The sequence below is a fragment of the Streptococcus devriesei DSM 19639 genome (assembly GCF_000423725.1).
GTDB lineage: Bacteria > Bacillota > Bacilli > Lactobacillales > Streptococcaceae > Streptococcus > Streptococcus devriesei.
In genome coordinates, this window is the sequence record NZ_KE384084.1 from 1 (window position 1) to 26,439 (window position 26,439).

Here is a 26,439-nt window from a genome sequence, read left to right on the forward strand (position 1 = left end):
ATTAGATAAATGTCGCTCGATTCTTAATGAATCGTCACTCCATTTCCTAAATTCCTTTGGAGTGCTTAACGGCTTTGTATCTTGTTAATTGAACACGCCTACGACTCTGTGAAATTAGACTCACCTTCCTAGAACCTTTGGGGACTTCGTCAGCTTCCCTAAATTCCTTTGAGTTGTTTAACGGCTTTCCTTTTCTTGAAAGTCAGCTTGTTTTTGTGGTACACTAAGTTAGGAAAGTGTCAAGCGACACTGAATTATTCTTGATTGGAGATGGGCTTATGAAAACACTTGATTTACATGACTTTACTTGGACGCGTCAGCCGGCAGCTGTTCGTTACACCGCTGATGCCATTGAGGTGACCACAGCACCGCATACAGATCTCTGGCAGAAGACCTATTATCACTTTATTAATGATAATGCACCCGTTTTTCTGGCGCCGGTAGATGAACAGTATTTTTCATTTACGGTTAGGACAAGCTTTGCGGACAGTCACCATCGCTTTGACCAATGCGGGGTTGTGCTTTACCAAGACAGTGAAAACTGGATCAAGGGTTCTATTGAATATGAAAATGATGATTTCCAGCATTTAGGCAGTGTTGTGACTAACCATGGTTATTCAGACTGGGCAACGACTGAGATTCCGGCCAGCACCAAAAGCATGTGGTACCGGCTCAGCCGCAGGGAAAGCGACTTTCTGATTGAGTGCTCTGAGGATGGCAAGACTTTTCGTCAGATGCGGATTTGTCATTTCTACGAGGGAACAGAGACCGTTCACATAGGAATTTACGCCTGCTCTCCGGAAGATTCTTCCTTTACTGCTGTTTTCTCAGATTTTAGTCTGACAGACTGCCAGTGGGCCGCACACGATGGTCAGGCGCCGAATATGTAGCTATTTCTAGTCGGCAGAAAAGGTAATGATGAAAGCTCAAAAACCAATCACGTGGCAGCTTTTTCGATGACAATTTAGTACAGGAACTGGTCAAATCTGTTGAGGTGCTTTCGGCTTGAGCTGAAAGATGGCTTGCAGCAACAACGCAGTAAAACACGAACGTTATTTGCTTAAAATATTATTTCTTTAGACAAAATAGGTATATTTTTATAATATATCTATGGAAGGGTAAGGAATTACCTAGCGATGCTCTGAAAGCTGTATCGGCTGTCGGAGTTATAGGAAGGTCATCATATTATGCTGCAGGCTGAAGATGACTTTTTGACATACTCAAAAATCCTCTATCAGTTTTAGCAGCTGAAAGAGGATTTTTATGTATAATGATTTGCCTGTTTTTGATTATGAAGACATTCAGCTGATCCCTAATAAATGTATCATTGACAGTCGATCTGAGGCTGATACAACAGTGACACTGGGCAAGCATCAATTCAAGCTGCCTGTAGTTCCTGCCAATATGCAGACCATTATTGATGAAGATGTGGCGGAGATGCTGGCAAAAGATGGCTATTTCTATATCATGCACCGTTTTAATGAAGAAGCTCGTAAGTCCTTTGTGACGCGCATGCATGCTCAAGGGTTGATAGCTTCCATCTCAGTTGGGGTCAAGGATTATGAATATGGCTTTGTCAGCAGTTTAAAAGATGATGCACCGGAGTATATCACGATTGACATTGCTCACGGACATGCGGACAGTGTCATCAAGATGATCAAACATATCAAGTCTGAGCTGCCAGAAACGTTTGTCATTGCTGGTAATGTGGGAACACCTGAAGCGGTTCGTGAACTGGAAAATGCAGGTGCGGATGCCACCAAGGTTGGAATCGGTCCGGGAAAGGTCTGCATTACCAAGGTCAAAACGGGCTTTGGAACCGGCGGTTGGCAGTTAGCAGCCCTTCGCTGGTGTGCCAAAGCTGCACGCAAACCGATTATTGCGGACGGCGGTATCCGCACCCATGGTGATATTGCTAAATCTATTCGCTTTGGAGCAACGATGGTTATGATTGGTTCACTGTTTGCCGGTCATATCGAAAGCCCGGGTAAGCTGGTAGAAGTAGATGGTGACACTTTCAAAGAGTATTATGGTTCTGCTTCGGAGTATCAAAAGGGTGAACACAAGAATGTCGAAGGCAAAAAAATTCTTCTGCCAACTAAGGGGTATCTCAAGGATACTCTGCTTGAAATGGAGCAGGACCTTCAAAGTGCTATCTCTTATGCCGGCGGACGTGATCTGGAGAGTTTGCTGCATGTTGATTATGTCATTGTTAAAAACTCAATCTGGAACGGCGACGCTATCTAGGATATAAGAGGCTCACTTATTTTTTGAAATAGGTGAGTTTTTTAACTAATTTTAGAGATTTTCTTTGAGAAACTTTAAAAAGCTTTGGACAACGCGTGACTGCTGGCCATTTCGCTTCCAGATAAGGTGGAGATTAATATCTGGCAAATCATCAGTCAATGGGATAAAGGTGAGGGGACTAGTTGGACTATCAGTATTGATGAGATTGGGCCAAGTAATCGCAACTCCCATGCCGGACTCAACCATGAGACTAGCGTTATAGACTAGGTTAAATGTAGCAGCCAGCTTTGCTTTTTTTCCAACCCTTTCAAGAAATAAGTTTCTGCCTTCCTTCTGATTGGTGATAATAAGGGGGTAGGGCTCAAGATCCTTCAGTTGAAGACTCTTTTTACTTGCCAGCGGGTGCTCTTTTGGTAAGAGAGCACCCCAAGTTTCCTGGGATGGCAGGGCTATACTCTTGAAGTGTTCATGATTAACCTCACGAGCAACAATCCCTAAATCCAGGATACCGGCATTAATTTTTTCGATGATATCATCGGCGTTGCCGCTGGTCACATCAAATCTGCTATTTGGAAATTCCTCTTGGAAAGCTTTAGCTTGGTCAATGACCGTTTTAACGGACCGTCCTTCAGCAGCACCGATAGCGATTGGTCCTGAGATGGGACCCTTATCGACTAGATTGTTGGTGGTTCTATCAACTAGAGATAGGATTTCCAAGGCCCGATTATAGAGGTAGTGACCATCCTCAGTCAGGCTTATTTCACGGCTCCCGCGATGGAGGAGCTGGGTACCAAGTTCTTCCTCTAAATCCTTAATCTGACGTGAGAGAGTTGGCTGTGTGATGTGACGCTTTTGAGCTGCTTTGGAAATCGATTTTTCTTCAGCAATGGTGACAAAGTATTGTAAAACGCGTATATCCATAGTTAATCATAGTCCTTTCTAAACTAGTATACCATGAAAATTCAATATATGCTTAACAGGCATTCTATAAATACAATATAAGTATTTGTAATATCTAAAATGAAGGGTTATACTTTATTTACAAACAAAGAAAACAAGGAGAAAGATAAATGACTGAACAACGTTTTAATTTAACACAGGAATGGGATAAGGTTTTTCCAAAGAGCAATCAAGTGAATCACCAAAAGGTGACCTTCCAAAACCATTTCGGCATCACCTTGGCTGCGGATTTATATGTTCCTAAAAATGCTGATGGTAAATTACCGGGACTTGCAGTAGCTGGACCTTTCGGGGCTGTCAAAGAGCAGTCTTCAGGCCTCTATGCTCAAGAAATGGCAGAGCGCGGCTTTGTAACGATGGCTTTCGACCCCTCCTATACTGGCGAATCCGGAGGTTTTCCACGCTTCATGCAATCACCGGACATCAACACAGAAGATTTTCAAGCAGCAGTTGACTATTTGAGTACCAGTGATTTGGTTGACGCTGAAAAGATTGGAATTATTGGAATCTGTGGCTTTGGCGGGATTGCCCTCAATGCGGCGGCTATCGATCCTCGTATCAAGGTGACTGTGGTCTCTACCATGTATGACATGTCACGTGTTGCCGGAAATGGTTATTTTGACCAAGGTGACAATGAAGAAGCCCGTTACCAACAACGTTTGAGCCTAGCTAAGCAACGGACAGCTGATTATAAGAATGGCAGCTATGCCCTTGCCGGCGGGGTTGTGGATCCCTTGCCAGATGATGCACCGCAGTTTGTCAAAGACTACTATGCCTACTACAAACAACCCCGCGGTTACCATGCTCGCAGTGTCAATTCAAATGACGGCTGGGCTGTGCAGTCCAATACCAGCTTTGCTAACACCCGTTTTCTCTACTACAGCGATGAAATCCGAAATAGCGTCCTTCTTATTCACGGGGATGCTGCCCATTCTTATTATATGGGTAAAGATGCCTTTGCCAAACTCAAAGGTGATAACAAGAAGATGATTACCGTCAAAGGGGCAAGCCATGTTGACCTCTATGACCAAAAGGACAAGATTCCGTTTGATGACATCGAAAATTTTGTCAAAGAAAACTTATGATCAAACGGCTTTTCATTTTAGGTCTCACCGGCTGGATGGCCATTGTCTTATGCGCCTGCCAGCAGCCAAGAAAAGCAGGGCCTGAATCAAGAAGATATCAATCTCGTACGGCAAAAGAAGAGAAAAGGGATAAGATGACAGATTATATTACTCTGAAACTAAAAAATCAGACAATTTCTCTGGAATTAGAGGATAATCAAGCTACCCGCACCTTAGTAGATAAATTATCGCAGGGTGATATCGAAATCTCTCTGTCAGATTACGGCGGTTTTGAAAAAGTGGGGAACTTGCCGTTTTCTCTGCCGACGGATGACACCCATCAAACAGCTGAGGCTGGGGATGTCATGCTCTATCAGGGGGACAAGCTGGTGATTTTCTATAGTTCTAATAGCTGGTCTTATACGAAACTTGGTCATATTTCCGGCTACTCAGGTAAGGAGTTACAGCAGATATTGGGGCAAGGGAAAGTGACTCTCAGTATGTCTTTAAAGAACTAGCTACTGTAAAACTTACCTGACTAATAAATAGTAAAATAGGATTGGAAACATATTGGTTCCAGTCCTTATTTTTATGATATCGTACGGTGACTTTCAGTGTTTAGTTACAGTCAACACTGTATCAAGTTTCCTGAACTTCCTAAATAACTTGTGAAATGTTAAACTTGATTTATAAGAATAAGGAGGCGCTTTCATCATGAAAAAATTAACAGATACGGTGACTTTTCGCCATGGCGCAAGTATCAAAACGCGGACAGCTCAGTCGCCCATGCTGACCAACAGCGGCTTGGACGAAAAGGTAACTCAGGACACCATTGATTATTATGCAGCACGCTCGCAGTCTGCAGGCATGGTTATTGTAGAATATACCAGTGTCAGTCCAAATGGCGGTCCCTCACGCTCATGGGCAAAAGACCGTGAACAATTAGCCATTTACAACGATGATTTTAAGCCGGGCTTTGCTAAAATCGCTGAGGAACTGAAAAAAGATGGCAACAAGGCCATTTTGCAGCTGGTGCATTCCGGCCGGGAAGCTCAGTACCGCCATGTCCTCGGCGGCCGTGTTGAAGTGCCGTCCGCTATTGATTTTCCTTGGATTGACTATCCTTTGCATGAATTGACTGAAGATGAGGTCTGGCAAATTGTCAAAGATTTTGGTGCTGCGACTAAACGTGCGATTGACTGCGGTTTTGACGGTGTTGAAATTCACGGTGCCAACCATTATCTCCATCAGGAATTTTTCTCAGCTTTTTCTAATCTTCGTACAGATTTCTGGGGTGGATCACTGGAAAAACGTATGAATTTTGCTATTGAAGTGGCGCGTGAAGTGTTCAAGGCTGCCGAAGAATTAGCCCCTAAAGACTTTATTATTGGCTACCGCATCAGCCCGGAAGAAATCCATGGGGATAATGTCGGCTATACTTGGCATGAGTCCCAGCAGCTGGTTAAAAAGCTGACGGAAACCTTTGAGTTCGACTATATTCATCTCTCAACCAATGACTACACGTCAACCCCTGCTGATTCGGATAAAAATTTTGCTCAGTTGCTGGGTGAAGGGATTCAAGCACCAACTTTAGAGCTGATTGCCGGCGGTATTCACACCGTTGAAAAAATGGAAGATGCTCTGAACTATGTGGATATTGCAGCGCTTGGCCGCGCAACGCTGATTGATCCGCAAATTGCTTATAAATTGCAAACGGGTCAGGCAGATAAGATCTTCTTGGCATTCAATGAAGAATCTGTTAGCGATTCTCACCTGACACCGGGCCTGATTGATCTGCTGGCAAATGCTGAATACTTTGCTATGCCGGGTATGGATTATCTGAAAACTCTGTCTACAACCAGTCTCGATGATGTGGTCACCCACGATGGCACACAGTAATACTGCCTTTTATAACCAGATTTTGGCTTGCCGGGTCTAGTTTGTCTGTTTTTGGTAAAAGAAAAAGGAATACAGCTAAAAGCAATTTTTATGTTTTGCTGTATTCCTTTTTTATTACTTGTTCAATAAGCTTAGACTGTTGACGTATCAAGTCACTGTCTTAAGTGTTTAAAACTTGTATCTCAGCGGTAATGTCTGCCATTAAATCTTGAGCCTTGCTTGATAACATGTGGTTGGGATTAGTCAGCCAGCCGAGTTTGAAGTTGTCATCAATCAGATGTCCGATATCAATACTGACGAAATCCGAAAAATCGGTACTGCTGGAGAGGCTGCTTTGCAAGGTTCTGCCAAAGCAGACGGTATTGAGTTTGCTGATGGCCTCTTTCATAGCCCAGGCGTCGTCAACGCGCAGGACAAGCTGAAGAGGTCCGCCCTGAAATTGCAGACGCTCAAACAAGCTATCGTGAAAGCGATCATTAAAGAGACTAAAACGCTGAGTCTTCAAATCTTCCAGCCGAATAGGCCGCTTTAACCGGCTCAAAGGATTGTCAGGAGAACAGATGAGTTTTAGCTTAGTGTCGCAGACAGGTGTGAAAATCAGATGCTGCAGCAAGTCATCGTCACTTTGCTTGATGGCAATAAAACCGGCATCAATTTCCTGACTGTGGAGCCGCCGGATAATAGAGTCCAGCTCATGGCAGCTGATGTCCAATTGAACATGACTGTACTTGGAGTGAAAATCCTTGATAAAAGGAGTCATAAAGGGTTTTAACAAGGTATTCATATAGTGGATGGCCACTTTTTGATAATCATGAGCAGCGATTTGCCTTGCAGTACTTTCAAGATTATTTTTATGGCGCAGAATATCTGAAATAGAAGCCAGGAGCTGCCTGCCTTCTTTCGTCAGATAAGTTCCTCTGGCTGAACGTTCAAAAAGTTTGACGCCCAGCTCGTTTTCGAGCTGAGTGATGGCTAGGCTCAGACCGGATTTACTGATATGGAGTGCATCCGCAGCTTTTTGCATGGAATGGTGCTGCGCTAAGATTTCAGCATAGAGCAGTTGTTCAAAAGTCATGGCAAATTCCTCAAAATAATCAGTACTGTCAACAAGAAATTGGTGTCGCAGCACAAGTGATATGATACAGCAGCAGAATAATCTAAGACTATCTTTGCACTTAAGCAGAGGTAGTTTTTATGTTGACTGGATACTGGCTGAAAAAGTATCCAGTAAAACCCTGCCTAAAATATAGAGCGGCAGGCGGGAATGCACCTCGAAATCCGGAAAATAGGAGAGTTCTGTCTTGAAGCCGTATAATGTTAATTCGGCTAATTTGGCCATGCTTCCGGATTTATTGGCAGTAATTAATAAATTAGGAATATTATTTTGCTGACAGTTTTTAGCTGCTGTGACAAGAGCCTGTGTTTCGCCGTTTAAGGAAATAAAGAGGACAAAATCATGCGGTGACAGCTGTTTGCTGACCGGCACAATGATATTTGGATCGGTATGCATTTCACAGTACTTATGCAATAACTGAAATTTAACCAGCATCTCATTGCCCAGCATTTCGGAGAAACCTCTGGCAAAAATAATAATTCTTTTAGCTGCAGTCAGCTGAGGGATAGCTTGTTCTAAGGCATCAACATCAAGCATGTTCAGGGTTCTGACGACTTCCTGATAATTTTTAACGATAGAATGCTTAGTATCCATAGCCATCTTTTTACTGTCGAGGATATTGAGCTGATCTTTCTTTTGGATGACAATAGAGTGTTTAAAATCAGAAAAACCGGTGTAGCCTTTTTTCTGAAGCGTTCTTGTAATGGTGGCATTTGAAACATTGGCTGCCTCACTGAGCTCAGAGATACTGTAACCTGCAATGGAGCCGGTATTTTTAGTGATATAAGACCAGAGATATTCCTCGGTGTCTGTCAGCTTTGTTGGTTTATTCATGATAACTCCTGAAAATCGTTTCAGACTTCCTCTTATTTTTGGAAACACTTTCAACAATAAAATAGTAAGATAAGGACTGTAAAGAGATTATATCAAAAAAACGAGAGGAGGGAAATAATGTCAAGGGTTTATACGTGTACGATGAACCTGGCTATTGATTTGTTTATTGAGACCGAACACATGCTGGCCTCAAAAGTGAATCGTACCTTATCCGATGATGTTCAGGCTAACGGCAAGGGGGTCAATGTTTCCTTTATCATGAAGCAGCTGGGCATCTCGACAACAGCTATCGGCTTTGCCGGCGGCTTTACCGGTAAGTTTATCACGGATACTTTGGTGTCTAAGGACATCGGAGCACAATTCGTGGAGGTTGACGGTCTCACCCGTATCAATGTTTTTACAAAAGTAAATGCCGATCATAAAGAATTCAAGCTGGTTAATCGAGGTCCGCTGGTCGGTACAGAGGCTCAGAGAAAACTTTTAGAACAAATCAAAAGTTTCGATGAGGGAGATTATCTGGTCGTCTCAGGAAGCCTGCCCAGAGGAGTGGAGCCTGAGATACTGACAGAAATCTCTAAAATCGCTCAGAAGAAGGGGCTGTATCTGATTTTCGATGTCAGCCATCCGACGGTTTTAGAGAGTTTGGCCTACAGGCCCTACCTGCTGAAACCCAATGAAGAAGAACTGGCCGACTGGTTTGGCAAAGAAACGCTCAGTCATGATGGCATTATTGATTGTGCTAAAGAATTGGTAAAGCGAGGCGCTCAAAATATTTTGGTTTCACTGGGGGAAGCAGGTGCTGTGGCTGTGAATTCAGCTTTGGAAGTGTTTGAATGCAACGCGCCGCAAGGTGAGGTCGTCAATACGGCCTGTGCAGGCGATACCTTGCTTGCAACCTTTTTAACAGGCTTAATCAAGCAGGAGGCGATTACTGCTGTACTGCCGAGAAGTGTTGCGGCCGGTTCATCGACAGCCTTTCGAAGCGGTCTAACTGATTTTAGTGATGTAGATTTATTGCAAAAACAAATTAACTGTCATCAGATATAGGAGTTAAAAAATGGCAAAATATAAAATCATTGCAGCCACTGGCTGCCCGACAGGAATTGCTCATACATTTATGGCACAGGAAGCTTTGGAAAAAGCAGCAGCTGACAGAGGCATCAGCATCAAGGTTGAAACCCATGGACAAGTTGGTGTGGAAAATGCTCTGTCACCGGAAGAGATTGCTGCAGCAGACGCGGTTATCATTGCAGCGGATAAAGACGTTCAAGCAGAACGTTTTGCCGGTAAACGCCTGATTGAAGTGTCTGTAGCTGAAGGCATTAAAAAAGCAGATCAATTAATTGATGATGCACTTGCAGGCAAAGGCCATATTAAAGAAGGCGAGCAGCAAGATGAACATTCAGAAAGCAGGGAGAATCCCGGACAGGAAAGTATTGGCCGCCAGATATACAAGCACTTGATGAACGGTGTTTCACACATGCTGCCCTTTGTTGTTGCAGGCGGTGTGCTGGTAGCAGTTTCCTTTCTTTTTGGTATTTATTCTGCTGACAAAAGCAGCAATCAGTATAATTGGTTTGCGGCTCTTTTAAAAAATGACATCGGCGGTGTGGCCATGGGCATGATGACGCCGGTTCTGGCGGCCTTTATCGCCGAATCCATTGCCAAACGGCCCGGATTTGTTGCGGGTCTTCTAGCCGGATTGATGGCTGCTAATGGCGGTTCCGGATTTTTAGGCGGGATCCTTGGCGGCTTTGCGGCCGGCTACATCGTTTTAGCCTTGATGAAGCTATTCAGCGGTCTGCCAAAATCATTGGATGGCTTGAAAGCAATTTTCCTTTATCCGGTATTCGGTGTCCTGCTGACAGGACTTGTCATGGCTCTTATTAACTCTCCGATGGTATGGATGAATACCAGCTTGATGAAGTGGCTGGCAGACTTTGAAAATGCCAATCCGCTGGTTTTGGGAATCATTATTGGCTGCATGAGTGCCTTTGATATGGGCGGACCTGTAAACAAAGCAGCCTACGTGACAGGTACAGCTCTTTTGGCACAGGGAAATACCTCCTTTATGGCTGGAGTGTCGGCGGCTTGTATTGTACCGCCGTTAACAACCTTTGTTGCAACAGCTCTTTTTAAAGATTCCTACAGTGCTGAGGATCGCAATGCCGGTCTGGCAAATCTTATCCTCGGGTCGACCCATATTACTGAAGGCGCCATTCCTTTTGCCGCCAAAGATCCGCTGCGCAACATTCCCACCCTTATGTTAGGTTCCTCCATTGGAGCTGTTCTGACTTATATGTGGAAGGTTAAAGTACCTGCTCCGCATGGCGGCTTTTTGGTTCTGCCGGTTGTTACGCACGCCTTTCTCTGGGTATTAGCTATCGCTATCGGTGCCGTGGTTTCAGGCATTCTTATGGGCTTGATTCAAAAATCAAAAGCTAAAAAAGCTTAGAAGAGGAGAATCATATGATTGATGAATCGTTGATTAAAATGGATTTGACTTTGGAGAATCGGGAAGCGGTTTTTCGTTACTTATCAGAGCTGGTTGTTAAAGAAGGTTATGCCAAAGACGCTTCTGACGTTTCAAAGGCCTTAAAAGACAGAGAAGCAGAAGGATCAACAGGCATGATGGACGGCTTTGCCATTCCTCATGCCAAATCAAATACCATCACGAAGCCCTGTGTAGCTATTTTAAAATTGGCAGCAGGGATTGATTGGGACTCAATGGACGGGAAGCCTGCTAAATCTATTGTTGCCTTATTTATCCCAGAAACGGAAGCCGGCACGACGCACTTAAAATTGCTGTCTCAGCTGGCGCGGCTGTTGATGAAAGATGACTTCAAAAAAGCTTTTGAGACTGCACAGACATCCGGTGAATTAAAAGAATTGCTCAAAGATCAATTGGGGGTCTGATTTAAAGATGTTTTTAATAGAAAGTAGGATGAAAAAAGTACTATGTTAACATTAACGCCTAACAAAAGAGCTTGTCTGGAAAAGGTAAGCCGAAAGGGGATTATTTCCGCCTTGGCATTTGACCAGCGCGGCGCTCTTCACAAAATGATGGCCCGCTATCAAGACAGTACCCCGACGAGCGAACAGATGGTGCGTCTGAAAGCTTTGGTGTCTGAGGAACTGACAAAATATGCCTCATCTATCTTACTGGATCCAGAATACGGTCTTCCTGCTGCCAAAGTCAAGGATGAGCAGTCAGGACTCTTGCTGGCTTACGAAAAAACAGGCTATGACACGACAACCACCAGCCGTCTGCCTGATTGCTTGCCGGAATGGTCAGTCAAACGTTTGAAAGAGCAGGGTGCTGATGCGGTTAAATTTCTGCTTTATTATGATGTTGATGGGAATTCCGACGTCAATCAGCAAAAGCAGGCCTATATCGAACGTATAGGGGCTGAGTGCCAGGCAGAAGATCTTCCTTTCTTCCTTGAAATTCTGACTTATGATGAAGGTATTGAAGACAAGAGCAGTGCTGATTTTGCCAAAGTAAAACCTCACAAGGTAAACGGTGCTATGGCAGTCTTTTCTGACCCTCGGTTTAAAGTAGATGTTTTGAAAGTAGAAGTGCCGGTGGATATGCATTTTGTGGAAGGCTATGCTGATGGTGAAGTTCTTTTCACAAAAGCTGAAGCTGCTCAAGCCTTTCAGGAACAAGAGGCTGCCACTGATCTACCTTATATTTACCTAAGTGCAGGGGTCAGCGCTCGCTTATTTCAAGATACCCTAATATTTGCCCATGAATCCGGTGCTCAATTCAACGGTGTCCTCTGCGGCCGGGCAACTTGGTCGGGCTGTGTGCCGGTTTATATTGAAGAAGGGGAAGAAGCGGCTAGAGATTGGCTGCGGGCAGAAGGATTCAGAAATATTGACGAACTCAACAGAATACTTGAAGAGACGGCCTCTCCCTGGGAAGCTAAAGTTCGTTGAGTTCCGCTCAATTAATGATTGCTAATAGTAACAAAGAGAGACTCAGACTTGGGTCTCTCTTTTTTGACGGCTGGTTATCTTTTTGTGGAAAAACTGATTTCATTGTGCAAAAAATTCGAAAGCAAAGAATTGAGACAGATGTCGTGAACAGTCCCCAAAATGTCGTGAATGGCTATTTTTGAAAGATCAGTGACCATTCACGACCTATTTGATACCACTTACGACAATCGCCACACAAATGGATCAAAATAAGTTATACTATGAGTGTTTCTTGGCCAAGGAACAAAATCAAAAATGAAAAAGGAGTTTTGTTATGAATACACAAGCATTTGAGCAATTTGAGACACTGGATGTGGATATGCTTTCCAGAATTGATGGTGGAGGTACGGGAGCTTGTTTGGCATCTGCGGCAACCGCATTAGGACTCGGGGCTGCAGCGATTGGCTCATCTGTTGTACCGGCTGCAGCGATGTATTTGGGAGCACAAGCCTTTGCTACTGCTGCAAACTACCATTATTGTACACACTAATATTACTGAAAAATGACTTTGATTAAATAAAATGAGAAATAATAATAAACTGGTTTCACTTGGTTTGTTGCCACTGCCATTCGTTCTTGCCTGGCTGCTGTGGCCTATTTCGAAAATTTTGGCCATTATAGGATTCATACTTGTTACGGTAGCAAATATTTTGCTTTATTTTTCAGATAATAAATGATACAAACAGACATATCTAAAGAACTTTACGATTCCATAGATATTTTGGAAGAATGAATCGAGTTTAAAAATGAAAAAAGGAAATCACAGACGACAAGCACTGGTACTTATGCCGGCTGCCTTTATGCTTGCCTGGGTGCTGTGGCCTATTTCAAAAATTCTAGCAGTTATAGGTTTTACAGTATTTGCAGCTGCCAATATTTTATCCTATTTTTTAGAAAACTAATATAGAAATTAAGTGCCTTCTCTAAGAATCACTGTTACAGTTCCTTAGTTATACAGCGCCTTGTTTTCATATTTGTGAATTTTTAAAAACGTTAATCAAAATGGCAAGATAATATTGAAGAAATTCCTAAAGGTTTCCCTAGTCTTAGTTTTATTTGGCGTGAGAGCTTTGTCGTCTTCCGACAATATTTTCAGATTAGTATTAATTTTTACCTTTCTTCTCATGATTATCATTCCAATTTTGAAAGAAAAATAATTATATTTGATAAACGGAGGTCATATTGTCCCCCCTGAAAGCTAGTTTTTGTATCTAACTTTTAGGGGGTACAGGAAGGCTTCCGCTTTTTGCAAGTATGTGATTTTAGATCAAAGGCAGGATAATAAGCACCGATTTTTAAAATCACAAGCAAATGAAAGGAAAAGTTATTTATGAATCACTATAAATCATTATTACTATTCTCAGTGACAGCTTTGTTATTAGTAGGAGGTAGGATTTACGCTGACGAAGTGAGTCAAAGTGTTGACCAAGGGCAAGTACCTGCAGCCGCTGCGCAAACCGATAGTCAAGAAAATCGACAAACTACGGAGCAACAGATTCTTCCAGCTGAGACGAATCACCAACAGAAACAAAACTTGCCAGCTCCTGAGGAAATTTCACAAGCTCAGGATGCTACAGAGAATCAGGATCAAACACCTGCCTCCTTTGATCAAGAAGCCTCAAATCAGGCGGTTAAAGAACAACAGAGCCAACAAGCTCCTGTTACGGAATCTCAGGCGGCTACAGCAGTGACAGAGAGTGAGAGTACAGAAGGTCAAGAGTCCCTATCTATAGAAGAATACGAGGCAAATGTTGCCGACCTCAAACAAGTCACCATGGCTGATGTCTATGACATGTTTGATGACCAGGATGGTAATTACACCCTCTATATTGGTCGGCCAACTTGCCATTATTGTCGCGATTTCTCGCCAGTTGTTAAAGAGTTTTATGGAATGACTGGTGGACAGGTCTATTATCTCAATACCGATAATCCGGACTTTACACCAGCTTCTAAAGATTTTTTGAGAGGAAAGCTTGGGGAATATGCAACACCGACTATCCTGCATCTGGAGAAGGGACAAATTGTCTCTGGTCAGTTAGGCAGCGGTGGAACCGCTCAGGAACTGTACAATAAAGTCTTTCCTGCAGTTAGTACTGAACAAGCTGATGAAGCACAAACTCCGTCTGCACAAGATACCGCCCCTCCTAAAATAGCTCCTGAACCAGCCAATGCAGAACCAGTTCCAACGACTGTTCCAGAACAATCTTTAACAGAGAATAAGGAGAAGCAGGTAAGTAGTGAGATGACGTTTGACAATAGTCATTTTCTTAAACAGGTGCTTGAACAAGCAAAATCATGGCTAACAAGCATTTTAGAAAAATGGAAGTAGAAAAAACTTGTCACAAAGCTTGGTAACAAGTTTCCATGGTCTGCCTGTGAATAGTAAACAGCAGTTCCTTAGCCTCTGTATCGCTGATGTCAGGATGCTTAAGCCATTCAAAGATAAAGCCGGTAATGGAAGAAGCCAGATAAGCATTGTTGAGACGGACAGCAGGACTGTCTCCTTTTTTCGATAGCTTTTGTGTTCCAAGCATGCACTTATCAAAAATGGTCTCCGTAAATTGCTTAAGAAAAAGCCCCTTGTCCCGTGCAGCCAGAATGCCGATAGCTTTCTTATTTCTAGAAATACTATCAATAATGCTATTAGTATAGGTTCGGCTGACGTTATCATCAATTTGGCTGATGTGACTGACACGCGTTTCAAAAGCGTCGGCCAGATTGTCTAAAATATCTGCCATAATGGTTTGATAAAGATCTTCTTTGACTTCATAGTGCAGATAGAAAGTATTGCGGCTGCACTGTGCTTGTTTGCAGATGTCTTTGACCGTGATGTCATGGCAAGGTTTCTCCTCAATCAGTGTCAAAAAGGCACTTTTGAGGTTTTTTTCTGTTTTGAGATATCTCAAGTCATTTTTATTCATAGGCCACCTCTTACTTATAGGACATTATACCATATAAAAGCAACTTATAGGACATTTATACATCATTTGACTATTGATTGGGCAAAATAAAACCCTTACAATTAAGCTGTAAAATAGATCACAAAGGGGGAATGACAAATGAATCGTGTATCAGAAATTTTAGGGATTGAAAAACCAATCATTCAAGGGCCGCTCTTTTGGCTGACTGATGGGAAATACGCAGGCGCTGTCAGTAAAGCCGGAGGTTTAGGGGTGCTGGGCTTTAATGCAGGCCAGAAAGAATCTGTTTATACTGTTGAAGAAACGGTTGAAAATATGCGCCGGGAAATTCGTATCGCCCGCGAATTAACTGATAAACCATTAGGGCTGAATGTATCACCAACAGTTGAAGGTGAAGAGGATATGTTCGGAAGAGCTATGCTTGATTTGATGGTAGAAGAAGGTGTGCAAGCAGCCATAATGGTTGGAGATTTTTCACCTTATTGGACAAAACAATACCATGATAATAATATTAAAGTCGTTTTTAGAGCGCATACACCAACCGTTGAAAACACGGAAGAAGCTGTTGAAGGCGGTGCTGATATTATCGTGGCAACTGGCTTTGACGAAGGCGGAACAGTTCCTAATAATGTGATTGGTACTTTTTCAATTGTTCCCTTGATTGTTGATGCAGCCAAAGGCCGTGTTCCAGTCATGGCAGCTGGAGGGATTGCTGACGAGAGAACAGCAGAAGCTGCATTTGTGCTGGGAGCAGAAGGGCTCTTTGTTGGGACAGCCTTTATGATGGCAGAGGAATCCGTTTTAGCAGGAAATATTAAAGAAATGGCTCTTGAATCAGATGCTACAGATTTGCTGATGTATCGTACGGTTCCATCTTTCTATCGTTCATTACGGGGAGAACTTCCTGAGAAGTTACTCGAAATGAGCAAAGCCGGCGCCACAGAAGAAGAAATTTATGAAGCTCAGCATGCTTATGACGGTATGCGTGACGGCATGCTCTTTGGAGATCTCAGCAAAGGCTATGCCTCATTCGGACTTGGAATTTCCTTTATTGAAAAAGTCGAACCTGTTCAAGTTATCATGGATCGCTTAGTCAAGAATATTGGTAAATTCTTATAAAAAGAATAGAAGATTCCAATTTAAGAAAGCAGGGAAAATATGAAAAAAATTTTTTCAACAAAAATGATTAATACAGGTGGTCGTACAGGTGAAGTACATGCTCCAGATAACTCCATTCAATTTCAAATTATTCAACCAGGACAAAAAGCAGCAGGTGCAACCAATCCTGAACAATTGTTTGCGGCAGGATTTAGCAGTTGTTTTAACAGCGCCCTCAGCTATGTCTTATCTAGTCAACAATTGACAAATAAGAGCACAGTTTCTGCGACTGTTTCTATGTATAACGTCAGTACTGGACCAGTACCGGACGTGGTTCTTGGTGTCGATATTGAAGGTCATATTGACGGTTTACCACTTGATAAAGCGCAAGCTTTATTAGAAGAAGCGCATAAGGTTTGTCCATATTCTCGGGCAGTTTCGGGAAATATTGAAGTGACAGTCAAAGCAGTCTAAGAAATTATCGCTAACGTTCAAAAACGTAAAAGTATAAAACGGATATCTTAACATTTTTACTAGAAAGATATGTTGTGTACGAAAACAGCTGCGTCTATTGGCGCAGCTGTTTTGGCTGTCTTGGATTACTTGAACGAACAAATCCAAACAAAGTATTACCTTTTTAGCTCCCCGGTGTTAGGATCAATAATCCAAGCTTCTCCTTTAATTTGTCGGCCATCATTGTCGAAAATGTAGGTTTTTCCGTCAATTGTTTGAAGGCCGGTCAAGGCGTGGCCGCTGTCCTTATCCAGATAGTACCATGTCCGACCGCCGTCAGGAGAAGCAAAGTCTCCCTTCACTTGAGAGCCATCAGCGTTGAAGTAGTGGATATAGCCGTCAATCATTTGAAGACCGGTCAGGGCATGGCCGCTGTCCTTATCCAGATAGTACCAGGTCCGACCGCCGTCAGGAGAAGCGAAATCTCCCTTGACTTGAGAGCCGTCAGCGTTGAAGTAGTGGATATAGCCGTCAATCATTTGAAGACCGGTCAAAGCGTGGCCGCTGTCCTTGTCCAGATAGTACCAGGTCCGACCGCCATCAGGAGAAGCGAAATCTCCCTTGACTTGAGAGCCGTTAGCGTTGAAGTAGTGGGTATAGCCGTCAATCATTTGAAGACCGGTAACCCGCAAGCCATTATCCTTGTCGAGATAATACCAGGTTTTACCGCTATCAGGAGAGACAAAGCGTCCCTTGATTTGTTTGCCGCTCTCATCAAAGGTATAACGCTTGCCGTTGATAATTTGTTCACCGGTCAAGGCATGACCGCTGTCCTTATCCAGATAGTACCAAGTCCGGCCGCCGTCAGGAGAAGCGAAGTCCCCCTTCACTTGAGAACCGTCAGCGTTAAAGTAGTGGGTATAGCCGTCAATTTGTGTTAAACCGGTTGCTAAATTGCCATCGGCTTTTCTGTAAAACCAATGATTATCAGTTTCAAACCAACCTATTGGTGATTCTTCCTGAGTAAGAGGGTTGAGATAAAGATTTTGGAAGGCTACGGCACCATCCCAAAGTCCAACCCCTACATGAGCTTTATTGAAGTAAGCTTTAGCATCATCAAATTGGTGAGTCATGACGACTTGCCCATCAATGCTCAGTGAGACAGTATTTTGGGTTTTAGAGATGAGAAGGTGGTGATACTGGTTATCATTCAAGGCTTTTGCCAGAGGTGCCTCAGCTATTGTATCCCCTTGGAAGTAATAGAGTCTGACACTGGCACCATCACCGAGCTGGAAGGCATAGGCATTAGCGGGATCTGCTGCCGGAGAAGCAAAGAAGATATTAACCAGTCCTTTTTGATATTTGACATCGGTTTCTAAGGTGTATTCGGAATAAGGTACCTGTGCTGCTGTCATATAGGCATCGTTAGCGCTGGTGTTACTGTCCAGCAATTCCTTATCATCAACAACCCACTGACCTGAAATAGCTTTAAGATTACTGAGGTTGGTCTTGAAATTGTCTTCAAAAACAGTGATGGTAAATGATTTAGTCAGGCTGGGGTTGTCTTTTGCAACGGCTGTGACAGTTGCTGTTCCGGCTTTAACGGCTGTAGCTGTTAATTTTGAACCATTTTGGCTGATTCTGACGACATCCGAATTATCCACTGTCCAAGTGACTTCTTGTTTAGCAGTTCCTGGCGCCAGCAAAGCGTTGAAGGTTGTCGTCTGGCCAACATTCAAACGATTTTCTGCCTGGCCGATACCAGATAGTTTAAAAGGTCTATCTGTTTGAACCTTATCATTCCAAGTTGATTTGAGCGGGTAAAAGGCAATGTCGGCCTTAGCATCGCCGCCTTCTGCAAAGACACTAGCTCCTAAACTGTTTGGTGATGGGAAAATCTGATTGGCACCAGTGACCGTATCTCCCTTGGCGAACACCTCAATGCTTGCTCGATCAACAAAAATACGTAGGGAAATGCTGCCATCTGCATTAGCTGTGACCGTTTGCTTGTTAATATCGGCAAACTTATCATTGATAATAACGCCGGATTTTGTTCGGTCAATAGAGAGCTCGTGATTGGTTAAATCATAAGCGACGACAGTTTCTTCGTCCTGCGACTGACGAAGTTTGAAACCAACCTTTGTCGTTGCAGCGCTTGGTCTAAAGGTTGCTACAATTTCATAAGTATCAGACTGCACCTTGCTGAGCAAATCGTTTTGAGCCGTTACCGAGACATCGTTATAGATGATAGCCTTGTCTGTATCGCGTAAGCTCTCATAAGCTTCAACTGGTGTCTGAGTCAGGTAGTAGGTACCGTTTTCCTTTGTCAGTCCGAGTTGGAGATTCAGATTATAGGTACCATTGAAATCCTGATCCACAGTTTTAGCGATCAGATTGCAGTAATCCCATGTATTCATCCAATTTAGCTCAGTCAATTTAGGGATTGTCGGCTGAGCATCAGTTCCGAAATCCTGAACATAATAAGTCATAGCTGCATAGGAATCTTTCCCAAAATTCATGATGCCGTCGGAATCCTTGTAAGCCTCATCAGCGATAAAGGTCCATTTACCGTCAACTGGCTTGAAATCGCCAACCTTATAATAACGACCGCCGCGAGACAGTACCCATTTTACCGTACCGTCAGCTGTTTGGATAGGATAGAGGTCAGGGCATTCAGTATGGAGATTAGGATAGGTAGATTCGACTGACCAATCTCTTAAATTATCCGAAGAATAGATACGAAGCGGTCCGCCAGCTAGCACCATGAACCATTTGCTGTTCCAGCGGAAGACTTTTGGATCACGGAAGTCCTTGGTTTGCAACGGATCGTTGGACCAGTCGGCAGCAATCTGATCAACCTTGGTCCAAGTCTGTCCTTCATCAGAACTGTAGGCTAATTTAATACGCTGACCATTACCGTCGGCTGTCACCAGAGCGACTAACCCGCCTTGCCCCTCTTTAAAGAATCCGGAAGTGTTGTGGTCATCAACAACGATACAGCCCGAGAACATGGTACCATTGGCGTCAGGATAGAGAGCTATCGGCTGTTCTTCCCAATGAAGCAGGTCTGTACTTGTTGCATGCGCCCAATGCATTGGTCCCCAAACTTGGTCATCGTAAAACTGGTAGAAGAGGTGGTATTTTCCTTTATAGTAAACCAAACCATTCGGGTCATTGCCCCAGCCGTCCTTGACAGAGTAGTGATACTGATCACGAAAGAGTTCATTGTAATAAACTTCCTTAGGCTGGCGACGATGAACATTGATACGATAAGTCAATGTCGCTTGGCTGCCGGCTTCATCAGTAACAGTGCTTGTCACGGTCAGATAATTGGCACCTACAGCAAGAGGGATAGCGTCACTGACTTGATACTCTTTACCTGAGCTGTCAGTAATCACAATTTGAGATTTATCACTCTTAGGACTAATGGCTAATGTGACAGTTGCAGCAGCGTTATCAACATACTGGATGCTGATAGGAGAATTGGGTGAAAATTGGCCTTTGGCTTCTGCCTGACCTTTATCAGGAGTCACACTAATATCAGTGATTTCAGGAGTGAAGCTGTCAGTGATAGGACTGTAGTAGGTGTTCTGGAAAATCATCTCGCCATTCCAGTTGAGCAAGCCCAGATACCCCTCTTTGATAACAGTATTTTGACCTTTATCATCTTTTTGGATGGTGTAATCACCGGTAGAAGCAATCAGCTGACCATTAATATAGCAGGAAATCCAATTATTAATGGAGACAACTTTCAGATGGTAAGCAGCGTCATCAGTAGGAACAATAGAGCGCTCATCGACTAATTGCTGATCCTGTCCCTTGTCCCAACGCCAGAATTTACTCTTTTTATTGCTGCCGTCAATATTTAAAGCATAGCTGTTTTGAACATTATTGACATCAATACTCCTAAAAATCAGGGTTGCAGCGCCTTGATCTTTTAGAAATGTAACATCTGTCGAATAAACAAAATCGCTGACTTTGACATCAGATATATACCAGCTGTCTCCCTTATCAAGAGAATTGCTGTAGAGACCGTTGTCACGGCTTTCCCAGGTGCCGTTAGTCGCTGTGAAGTTGGTCAAATTTGTATGATAGCCAACATTTTGAATAGCAGGAGCAGATGCTGATTCTGCTTGGGTCACATCTGCCGGTATAGCAGCAGAGGTTGAAGCTTCGTTTGTTGCTGCCTCTTTACTTACCGCATCGTTACTTGTTGCTTCTTTATTTGTGCTCACTTCTTCGTCTGTTGCTGCCTCCTCGCTTGTTACTGCCTCTTCAGTTGTTGACGGTTCTTCATATCCGGTAGTTTCAGCCGGCACACTGTTAGCTTGCTGAGTACTGTTAGCAGATGCTTCCGAAACAGAGGAAGAAGAAGGTGTTTGCGGGGTTTCAGCGACAGCTGGTGAGTCAGCAGGGGTTACCGCCTCTTCGGCCGGCAGCTCCGCAGTGACGGTATCTTTTGTGGATTCGCTGACAGCAGTGAGATTCGCAGAACTGTTTTCTGGTACGGTTTCATCGGCCAAGGCCGGAGCACAGAAGGCCAGACTGCCTATAACGGTTACCAATGCACAGCCATAAACCCACTGTTTGCCGCGTTTATGCATATACCAGTGCTGTGGTTTCGACTCTTTAGAGAAAGCTTTCTTCATAATCTGTCACCTCTTTTTGAATTTTACAACCAAATTATATTTTTAATGTAAACGCTTTACAACTTACACGCGTCACCGATTGCGGTGACAAATGTCATGTAAGAATAAAACAGAAACTTTCCATAATATTTCTTTCATTTTTTCAGAAAATATGTGGTAAGTTTATTTGATGAGTGAATTGATTATATAAGTCTGAGAAGCAGCTGTTTTTGATAAATAAATCGTAAAATATACTGTTTATCTTTGAATTTTAGCCATTTTTGCTGGATAATTATCTTATTTTTTGTTAAAATCTTTTAAAAAATACCTTTTTTTAAAAGATAGGAGGGAAAAATGAGTTATAAACCTCTAAAAATTGTCAAATTCATGAAGTCGGGGAATAATAATGAGGAATACGCTAAAAGATTTAATGGTTTTGGAGTTATTAAGACCAATCTTTTCCCGCATCTATCAAAAAGGGGAGAATTCAAAACGAGTAAATACGAGCTCTTTTGTGTTCCCATCCAAGAAATCCAAATGCTGACACAGGAGATCAATGATAACTCTAATCGTATCAAGGAACTAGATGATCTCTTACCGGGAGTTGCTAAGAAGCAATTCTACAATGAACAGCTTTATAAATCTGTTATCAGTACAGATGAGATTGAAGGAATCAAAACTACCAGAAAGGAAGTATCAATAGCTCACAGGTCTTTAGACAGGAAAAAGAAAAGGAAAGTCAGGCTCCAATCTACTGTACGCATGTACAATGATATTCGAAAGAATGACTTTCTCAAAATTGATAACCTTCAGTCCATCAGAACTATCTATGATCAGTTAACTGATGGTGAAATAGATAGCGAAGACATGCTGGATGGTGAGCTTTTCAGGGATAATCTGGTATCAATCATTGATGCTGCAAATAATAAGACCGAGCATGTTCCGCCCATATCTGAAAAACAAATCTTTGCCATGCTGCAATCATGGATTGGCTTTATCAATGATAAGACGGTGCCAGTGCTGATTAAGTCTTTTCTGGCTCACTATTTCTTTGAAAATGTCCATCCTTTCTACGATGGCAATGGCAGAACAGGCAGGTATATCCTAGCAAGATATTTAGCGCGCAAACTTGATATCTACTCAGGTCTAGTTATCTCTCAAAGAATCAATCAGGAAAAGAAGAAATATTACGAAGCCTTTAGCATCACTGGAGAAGCGGATAACAAGGCAGAAGGAACTTTCTTTGTCCAATCCCTAATGGAAATCCTCAAAAATGGTCAGCAGGACATTATCAATACGCTAGAAGAAAAGAAAGCTATCTTAGACGGCTATTCTAACGATCTGGATCATTCTGACTACACCGAACTCCAAAAGCGAATCCTCTATCTCTTGCTTCAATCCAAGGTCTTTGTGGATGATCCAAATGAAGGCCTTTCAGACAATGACATCATAGAGCTCCTCTCACATGACTTTGCCAAACTTGCTATCAAAAGAGAAATCGACCACTTGGAAAAAATCAATGTCATAAAACTAATCGCACAAAGGCCTAAAAAACACCTGCTCTTGTAAAACTCTCTAATTCAATATTTTCACAAGAATAAGAAATATGAAAAGTCGGAAGCAGCAGAACTACCAGCATTTCAATGAAGGTAGTTTTGTTGTATAAAACAGGAAATGAGCAAGAGAGACCAATCATAAACTAACCAAAGCAGTCCAAAATTAGGGGCTGCTTTTCAGATATTTTCAATCTAATCTTTTTTTGGAAAACTAACAAGGTTTAAAGATAATAAAAATTGCTTGAAAAATTAAGCAAACCATCCTTTGAGAGGGACATAAGTGGTGGTATAATAGAACTTGCCTTAGTTAAAATATATTGAGATTTGGGAGTTGAGTGTTATCAATAATAAACTATGTAGTAAAGAAAAATTTGAAAAATTGGTAGAGGATATCAGTGAAGCAATCAAAAAACAAAACCTAGTCATTTTTATAGGGGCTGGTGTACCTATTTCACAGGGATATCCAAACTGGAACGGCTATGTTGATCATTTAATTAAATATTGGCAGGGACAACTATTATCTTTATCTAATAATGGACAGCTGGCCAGGGAACAAATTCTAGCTTTCGATGCTATTTCCAAATCTAACTTAAGCAATAAAAGAAAAATTGATTTAGTTAATTATTCGATAAAAAATATTCTTGGAAATGACAGTTATCATGAAAGGCAATTAGAGTTTGAAAAAATTTATTTTCAAAAATTAAGACCTTTCCAACCGATTAATGATATTTTAGAAGAGTTGTTTAGCATAGATGCCTATTTTATAACTTCTAATTATGATTTTGAAATTGAAAATCATGCAAAAAGATTGAGAAATAGTGTAAGAACGATCCATGATATTCAAGACTTTGTAGATAAGGGTTCAAAATTGGATTGGGGAGATGTTTTACACATCCACGGAACACCAGAAGGCAATCCACGTTTTTTTGTGCGATCATCAGCTGATTACTCAAAAATATATTTACGAAACCCTAAAAATTTTCAACAGTTACAAAGATGGTTCCAAGAGAAAAAGCCAACTGTTCTATTTATTGGTGCAAGTTTAGAAGAGGATGAAATATTATCTTTGTTATATGATTCAAGTAAGAACTACGCATTATTAAAAGCAGATGAATTTTTTGATGAAAAAATAGATAGTGAATACCGAAAGATATTCGAAATGTTTTTTGAAAATGAAAATTACACAAATATCATCTGGTATGGAAATGAATTTGCAAATCTTCCGAAGTTCGTAAAATGCTTAACTTCTGAGGTAAACGATAGATTAGGAACTTCTCCAGCAAATAGAGAGTGGAATTTACTTTTAAACCCAAAAACAACTGACAAAAAATATATTGAAGCACTTAACAACAATACTACCAATTTTTCTTTTCTAAGTGATCTATATAAAAAAGTAACCGAACTTAATGATAATTCTTTAACTGAAAAATTATGTAATAATACGTTTAAGAGTAGTGTAATCGAGAATGATGTTATTAAAAGCCTACGTTCTTTTTGGTATTTTATAAATAAAAATATTAACTCGCTAGATGATAAACAGTGGAGAAGTATAAAGAAATTATTAACAAATGAAAAGTTATCTTTTGATTTAGAACCGCTTTATGAAATATATTCTTTCGCAACTAAAAGTGATAAATTTAACAAAGATGAATTATCTAAAGTTAGAGATAATATTAGTAGGTGCTGGTACCTTGAGGATACTAGATTTACCGATGATAAATTTTTGATGGGATATTGGTTTATTAATAAGTTCAATAAACTAAATAAAAACGAAGCTTCAAATCTTAGCCTTTACCATTCAGATGTGTATATCAATTTTGACAAAATAGATTTTGATATTTGCATTACTGAACAACAACTTAAAGATTTATCAGAAACTGCTGAACTAAAACAAGAAAGGATTTATGAATCAATAAATATATTATTTTCTGATAGTAGTCACGTCAAACTTTTTTATCTTTTATTGAAAAACAGAAAAATTTTTGTTAATGAAGAATCGCTTATTGAAAATATCCCAACGTATTTCATGAAAAGTTTATTAGTCCAGAAACTATTAGTTTTTATTGATAATGAGGAAGGACTGTCAGATAAAGTTGTTTCAAAATTGATTAATAATATTGACTTTAGTAATGAATTATTTGGTGAAGAATTAAATTTATTTACTAAAAATCACAAACAAGAAATAAATTCTAAAGATAAAACAATCTTACCAAAGGGATATCATGATGCGATTAGTGATACTCAGGGACTTACTCAAATATGGGATTCATCTTTTGTTACGGCAAAGCAAATTATGGCTTTGGAAGAGGATAAACTCATAGAACTGTTACTCCAAGACGATGAGAATGCACTTAACTTCGATTCTCAAATGAGAGTAAAGTCAGCTGAGGGGACGGAGAAATACTTTATAGAAATTCTAACAAGTAATAACTCTCAGCTAATAGAGAAACTTCAAGACGTATTAAGAAGGCGCTTTATTGAGTTAAAAGATCGTTATTTTTCGCTTTTTTCCAAAATATGTATCAATAGAGAGATTTCCAAAAAGTTTAAAAATGATATCAGGAAATTATACTTTGAAAATATGGACAAAAACTCCTTTAGTTACAACAAAAAAGATGTCATTGATTACTTTATCGATAACGAAATAATGACTGATGAAGTAATTTCTCTTTTTAAGAGTATTGACGTAAAAAATCTTGAGTATGTTACGACTGATGAAGTTAGTTTTGAAAATTGGATTAATTGTGATTTAGGCATGTATTTTGATAGTTTTATAAAATTAATCAATAAGCATAAAGATACTTTGCAACTTCTCATGCCAAAAGTAGAACTTACCCCCAATAATGAATATAAGAAATTTTTACAAGGGATTTTGTTACCTGAGCTTCCTTACGAAGTAGGAGAAATATCCTATTCTACTTTTATAGGATATATTTACTATCACAGAGGTGTTTCGGAAAATGCACGGATGAAATTTAAAACTCTGGTAGAAAGTTTGCTTCAAACTGAGATTAAAAATAATAGAGTATTAAATTATGCTTCATATATAGCTCTGAATGATATATCCCCAGAAGACATTCCCCTTACTTTGAACAATTATTCTTATTTAATTCAAATAATCTTTTATAATGAAGATAACTTTAATTTTGAAAAAAAGTGGGTGGAGCTGCTGTTAGAGTTTAAATCTAAAACAGATATACTATTTCAGTTTGCCTATTTAATTACAAAGGATTCTGTTCACATAAATAAACTAAAAAACTATATAAATAACTACTTTGAAACGTGGTTAAATAATTCGGAACTTGAGGTAGAGTTACATCTGATAACAACATTTTTGGATAAAGGGTTAGATCAAGATAGAAGAGAGTTGCTAGTTCAATATATAATGATTCTCTTTTCAAAAAATAAATTCAAAAAGAGTTGGCAGGACTTTCGTGACATTGAAGCAATTTTGCCCATGCTAAGTTCTCAACAAAGACAAGAATTGTTAATTAATGAATGCGTGCAGGAGCTTCTATCACCATTGGAGCGTGAAGAGTTAAAAAAGAAAGTCAACTCATTAAACTCGGTGAGGAGTGATGATATATGATAAAACTAAATATCCCCAAACTAAGATTCAAAGTTTTTGATGATGAATGGAATAAGAAATAACTTGGAGATATTGCTCAACTTTTAAATGGTAGA

21 protein-coding genes are annotated in these 26,439 nt (G+C 41.0%); 16 read left to right on the forward strand and 5 right to left on the reverse strand.

Annotated features, from left to right (window positions below; all coding sequences use genetic code 11):
• Positions 1–278: 278 nt before the first annotated feature.
• Both G573_RS0106125 and guaC read left to right on the forward strand, forming a co-directional pair.
• Positions 279–890, forward strand: a complete 612-nt coding sequence (locus G573_RS0106125; protein ID WP_027975882.1) for a DUF1349 domain-containing protein — start codon at positions 279–281, stop codon at positions 888–890.
• A 373-nt stretch (positions 891–1,263) separates the two neighbouring features.
• On the forward strand, positions 1,264–2,247 hold the full coding sequence (gene guaC / locus G573_RS0106130; RefSeq protein WP_027975883.1) for a GMP reductase: 984 nt from the start codon (positions 1,264–1,266) through the stop codon (positions 2,245–2,247).
• A 51-nt stretch (positions 2,248–2,298) separates the two neighbouring features.
• Here guaC and G573_RS0106135 read toward each other — a convergent pair whose 3' ends face one another.
• Positions 2,299–3,168, reverse strand: coding sequence for a LysR family transcriptional regulator (locus G573_RS0106135; RefSeq protein WP_027975884.1), 870 nt, complete (start codon positions 3,166–3,168; stop codon positions 2,299–2,301).
• Between the two features lie 149 nt (positions 3,169–3,317).
• On the opposite strand from G573_RS0106135, the gene G573_RS0106140 reads away from it, so the two are divergent.
• From G573_RS0106140 to G573_RS0106150, 3 genes are all read left to right on the forward strand, one after another.
• Positions 3,318–4,292, forward strand: coding sequence for an alpha/beta hydrolase (locus tag G573_RS0106140; RefSeq protein WP_027975885.1), 975 nt, complete (start codon positions 3,318–3,320; stop codon positions 4,290–4,292).
• Positions 4,289–4,789 carry a cyclophilin-like fold protein gene (locus G573_RS0106145; RefSeq protein ID WP_051175716.1) on the forward strand — a complete coding sequence of 167 codons (501 nt, stop codon included), beginning with the start codon at positions 4,289–4,291 and terminating at the stop codon, positions 4,787–4,789. Before G573_RS0106140 ends, G573_RS0106145 begins: the two co-directional genes overlap by 4 nt.
• Positions 4,790–4,985: 196 nt before the next feature.
• The gene (locus G573_RS0106150; RefSeq protein ID WP_027975887.1) at positions 4,986–6,170 is read left to right on the forward strand and encodes an oxidoreductase; all 1,185 of its coding nucleotides are present in this window, start codon (positions 4,986–4,988) and stop codon (positions 6,168–6,170) included.
• Between the two features lie 160 nt (positions 6,171–6,330).
• On the opposite strand, the gene G573_RS0106155 is transcribed toward G573_RS0106150, so the two are convergent.
• On the reverse strand, positions 6,331–7,245 hold the full coding sequence (locus G573_RS0106155; protein ID WP_027975888.1) for a LysR family transcriptional regulator: 915 nt from the start codon (positions 7,243–7,245) through the stop codon (positions 6,331–6,333).
• 117 nt (positions 7,246–7,362) lie between these two features.
• Positions 7,363–8,118 (reverse strand): MurR/RpiR family transcriptional regulator, encoded by a 756-nt coding sequence (locus tag G573_RS0106160; RefSeq protein WP_027975889.1) that lies wholly within the window; start codon positions 8,116–8,118, stop codon positions 7,363–7,365.
• 117 nt (positions 8,119–8,235) lie between these two features.
• Here G573_RS0106160 and pfkB point away from each other — a divergent pair, with 117 nt between their 5' ends.
• From pfkB to G573_RS11585, 7 genes are all read left to right on the forward strand, one after another.
• On the forward strand, positions 8,236–9,165 hold the full coding sequence (pfkB, locus tag G573_RS0106165; protein WP_027975890.1) for a 1-phosphofructokinase: 930 nt from the start codon (positions 8,236–8,238) through the stop codon (positions 9,163–9,165).
• A 10-nt stretch (positions 9,166–9,175) separates the two neighbouring features.
• Complete coding sequence (locus G573_RS0106170; protein WP_027975891.1) at positions 9,176–10,573, forward strand: PTS fructose transporter subunit IIC; 1,398 nt, start codon at positions 9,176–9,178, stop codon at positions 10,571–10,573.
• Between the two features lie 14 nt (positions 10,574–10,587).
• The gene (locus G573_RS0106175) at positions 10,588–11,034 is read left to right on the forward strand and encodes a PTS sugar transporter subunit IIA (protein WP_027975892.1); all 447 of its coding nucleotides are present in this window, start codon (positions 10,588–10,590) and stop codon (positions 11,032–11,034) included.
• A gap of 42 nt (positions 11,035–11,076) precedes the next feature.
• Entirely contained in the window at positions 11,077–12,060 is a 984-nt protein-coding gene (gene lacD / locus G573_RS0106180) for a tagatose-bisphosphate aldolase (RefSeq protein WP_027975893.1), read from the forward strand.
• Positions 12,061–12,373: 313 nt separating this feature from the next.
• A complete protein-coding gene (locus G573_RS0106185) occupies positions 12,374–12,589 on the forward strand; it encodes a Blp family class II bacteriocin (RefSeq protein ID WP_027975894.1) in 216 nt (71 codons plus the stop codon).
• Between the two features lie 256 nt (positions 12,590–12,845).
• On the forward strand, positions 12,846–13,001 hold the full coding sequence (locus G573_RS11515; protein WP_169364443.1) for a hypothetical protein: 156 nt from the start codon (positions 12,846–12,848) through the stop codon (positions 12,999–13,001).
• Positions 13,002–13,429: 428 nt separating this feature from the next.
• On the forward strand, positions 13,430–14,428 hold the full coding sequence (locus tag G573_RS11585) for a DUF6568 family protein (protein ID WP_027975895.1): 999 nt from the start codon (positions 13,430–13,432) through the stop codon (positions 14,426–14,428).
• A gap of 10 nt (positions 14,429–14,438) precedes the next feature.
• On the opposite strand, the gene G573_RS11150 is transcribed toward G573_RS11585, so the two are convergent.
• On the reverse strand, positions 14,439–15,020 hold the full coding sequence (locus G573_RS11150; protein WP_027975896.1) for a TetR/AcrR family transcriptional regulator: 582 nt from the start codon (positions 15,018–15,020) through the stop codon (positions 14,439–14,441).
• A 138-nt stretch (positions 15,021–15,158) separates the two neighbouring features.
• On the opposite strand from G573_RS11150, the gene G573_RS0106210 reads away from it, so the two are divergent.
• Positions 15,159–16,139, forward strand: a complete 981-nt coding sequence (locus tag G573_RS0106210) for an NAD(P)H-dependent flavin oxidoreductase (RefSeq protein ID WP_027975897.1) — start codon at positions 15,159–15,161, stop codon at positions 16,137–16,139.
• A 39-nt stretch (positions 16,140–16,178) separates the two neighbouring features.
• Positions 16,179–16,592, forward strand: coding sequence for an Ohr family peroxiredoxin (locus G573_RS0106215; protein WP_027975898.1), 414 nt, complete (start codon positions 16,179–16,181; stop codon positions 16,590–16,592).
• A gap of 155 nt (positions 16,593–16,747) precedes the next feature.
• Here the strand turns inward: G573_RS0106215 and G573_RS10975 are convergent, their stop codons facing one another.
• Positions 16,748–21,220, reverse strand: coding sequence for a GH32 C-terminal domain-containing protein (locus G573_RS10975; RefSeq protein ID WP_051175718.1), 4,473 nt, complete (start codon positions 21,218–21,220; stop codon positions 16,748–16,750).
• 333 nt (positions 21,221–21,553) lie between these two features.
• Between G573_RS10975 and G573_RS0106225 the strand changes: the two genes are divergently transcribed.
• Positions 21,554–22,768, forward strand: a complete 1,215-nt coding sequence (locus tag G573_RS0106225) for a Fic family protein (RefSeq protein WP_027975899.1) — start codon at positions 21,554–21,556, stop codon at positions 22,766–22,768.
• Between the two features lie 318 nt (positions 22,769–23,086).
• Positions 23,087–26,344: an SIR2 family protein gene (locus tag G573_RS10980; protein ID WP_051175720.1), complete on the forward strand. Its 3,258-nt coding sequence runs from the start codon at positions 23,087–23,089 to the stop codon at positions 26,342–26,344.
• The last annotated feature ends 95 nt before the right edge of the window (positions 26,345–26,439 follow it).

Bases quoted from the DNA above. Each gene is read 5' to 3' on its own strand.
- G573_RS0106125 (WP_027975882.1), top strand. From the start codon at position 279: ATGAAAACACTTGATTTACATGACTTTACTTGGACGCGTCAGCCGGCA.
- guaC (WP_027975883.1), top strand. From the start codon at position 1,264: ATGTATAATGATTTGCCTGTTTTTGATTATGAAGACATTCAGCTGATC.
- G573_RS0106135 (WP_027975884.1), bottom strand. From the start codon at position 3,168: ATGGATATACGCGTTTTACAATACTTTGTCACCATTGCTGAAGAAAAA.
- G573_RS0106140 (WP_027975885.1), top strand. From the start codon at position 3,318: ATGACTGAACAACGTTTTAATTTAACACAGGAATGGGATAAGGTTTTT.
- G573_RS0106145 (WP_051175716.1), top strand. From the start codon at position 4,289: ATGATCAAACGGCTTTTCATTTTAGGTCTCACCGGCTGGATGGCCATT.
- G573_RS0106150 (WP_027975887.1), top strand. From the start codon at position 4,986: ATGAAAAAATTAACAGATACGGTGACTTTTCGCCATGGCGCAAGTATC.
- G573_RS0106155 (WP_027975888.1), bottom strand. From the start codon at position 7,245: ATGACTTTTGAACAACTGCTCTATGCTGAAATCTTAGCGCAGCACCAT.
- G573_RS0106160 (WP_027975889.1), bottom strand. From the start codon at position 8,118: ATGAATAAACCAACAAAGCTGACAGACACCGAGGAATATCTCTGGTCT.
- pfkB (WP_027975890.1), top strand. From the start codon at position 8,236: ATGTCAAGGGTTTATACGTGTACGATGAACCTGGCTATTGATTTGTTT.
- G573_RS0106170 (WP_027975891.1), top strand. From the start codon at position 9,176: ATGGCAAAATATAAAATCATTGCAGCCACTGGCTGCCCGACAGGAATT.
- G573_RS0106175 (WP_027975892.1), top strand. From the start codon at position 10,588: ATGATTGATGAATCGTTGATTAAAATGGATTTGACTTTGGAGAATCGG.
- lacD (WP_027975893.1), top strand. From the start codon at position 11,077: ATGTTAACATTAACGCCTAACAAAAGAGCTTGTCTGGAAAAGGTAAGC.
- G573_RS0106185 (WP_027975894.1), top strand. From the start codon at position 12,374: ATGAATACACAAGCATTTGAGCAATTTGAGACACTGGATGTGGATATG.
- G573_RS11515 (WP_169364443.1), top strand. From the start codon at position 12,846: ATGAAAAAAGGAAATCACAGACGACAAGCACTGGTACTTATGCCGGCT.
- G573_RS11585 (WP_027975895.1), top strand. From the start codon at position 13,430: ATGAATCACTATAAATCATTATTACTATTCTCAGTGACAGCTTTGTTA.
- G573_RS11150 (WP_027975896.1), bottom strand. From the start codon at position 15,020: ATGAATAAAAATGACTTGAGATATCTCAAAACAGAAAAAAACCTCAAA.
- G573_RS0106210 (WP_027975897.1), top strand. From the start codon at position 15,159: ATGAATCGTGTATCAGAAATTTTAGGGATTGAAAAACCAATCATTCAA.
- G573_RS0106215 (WP_027975898.1), top strand. From the start codon at position 16,179: ATGAAAAAAATTTTTTCAACAAAAATGATTAATACAGGTGGTCGTACA.
- G573_RS10975 (WP_051175718.1), bottom strand. From the start codon at position 21,220: ATGAAGAAAGCTTTCTCTAAAGAGTCGAAACCACAGCACTGGTATATG.
- G573_RS0106225 (WP_027975899.1), top strand. From the start codon at position 21,554: ATGAGTTATAAACCTCTAAAAATTGTCAAATTCATGAAGTCGGGGAAT.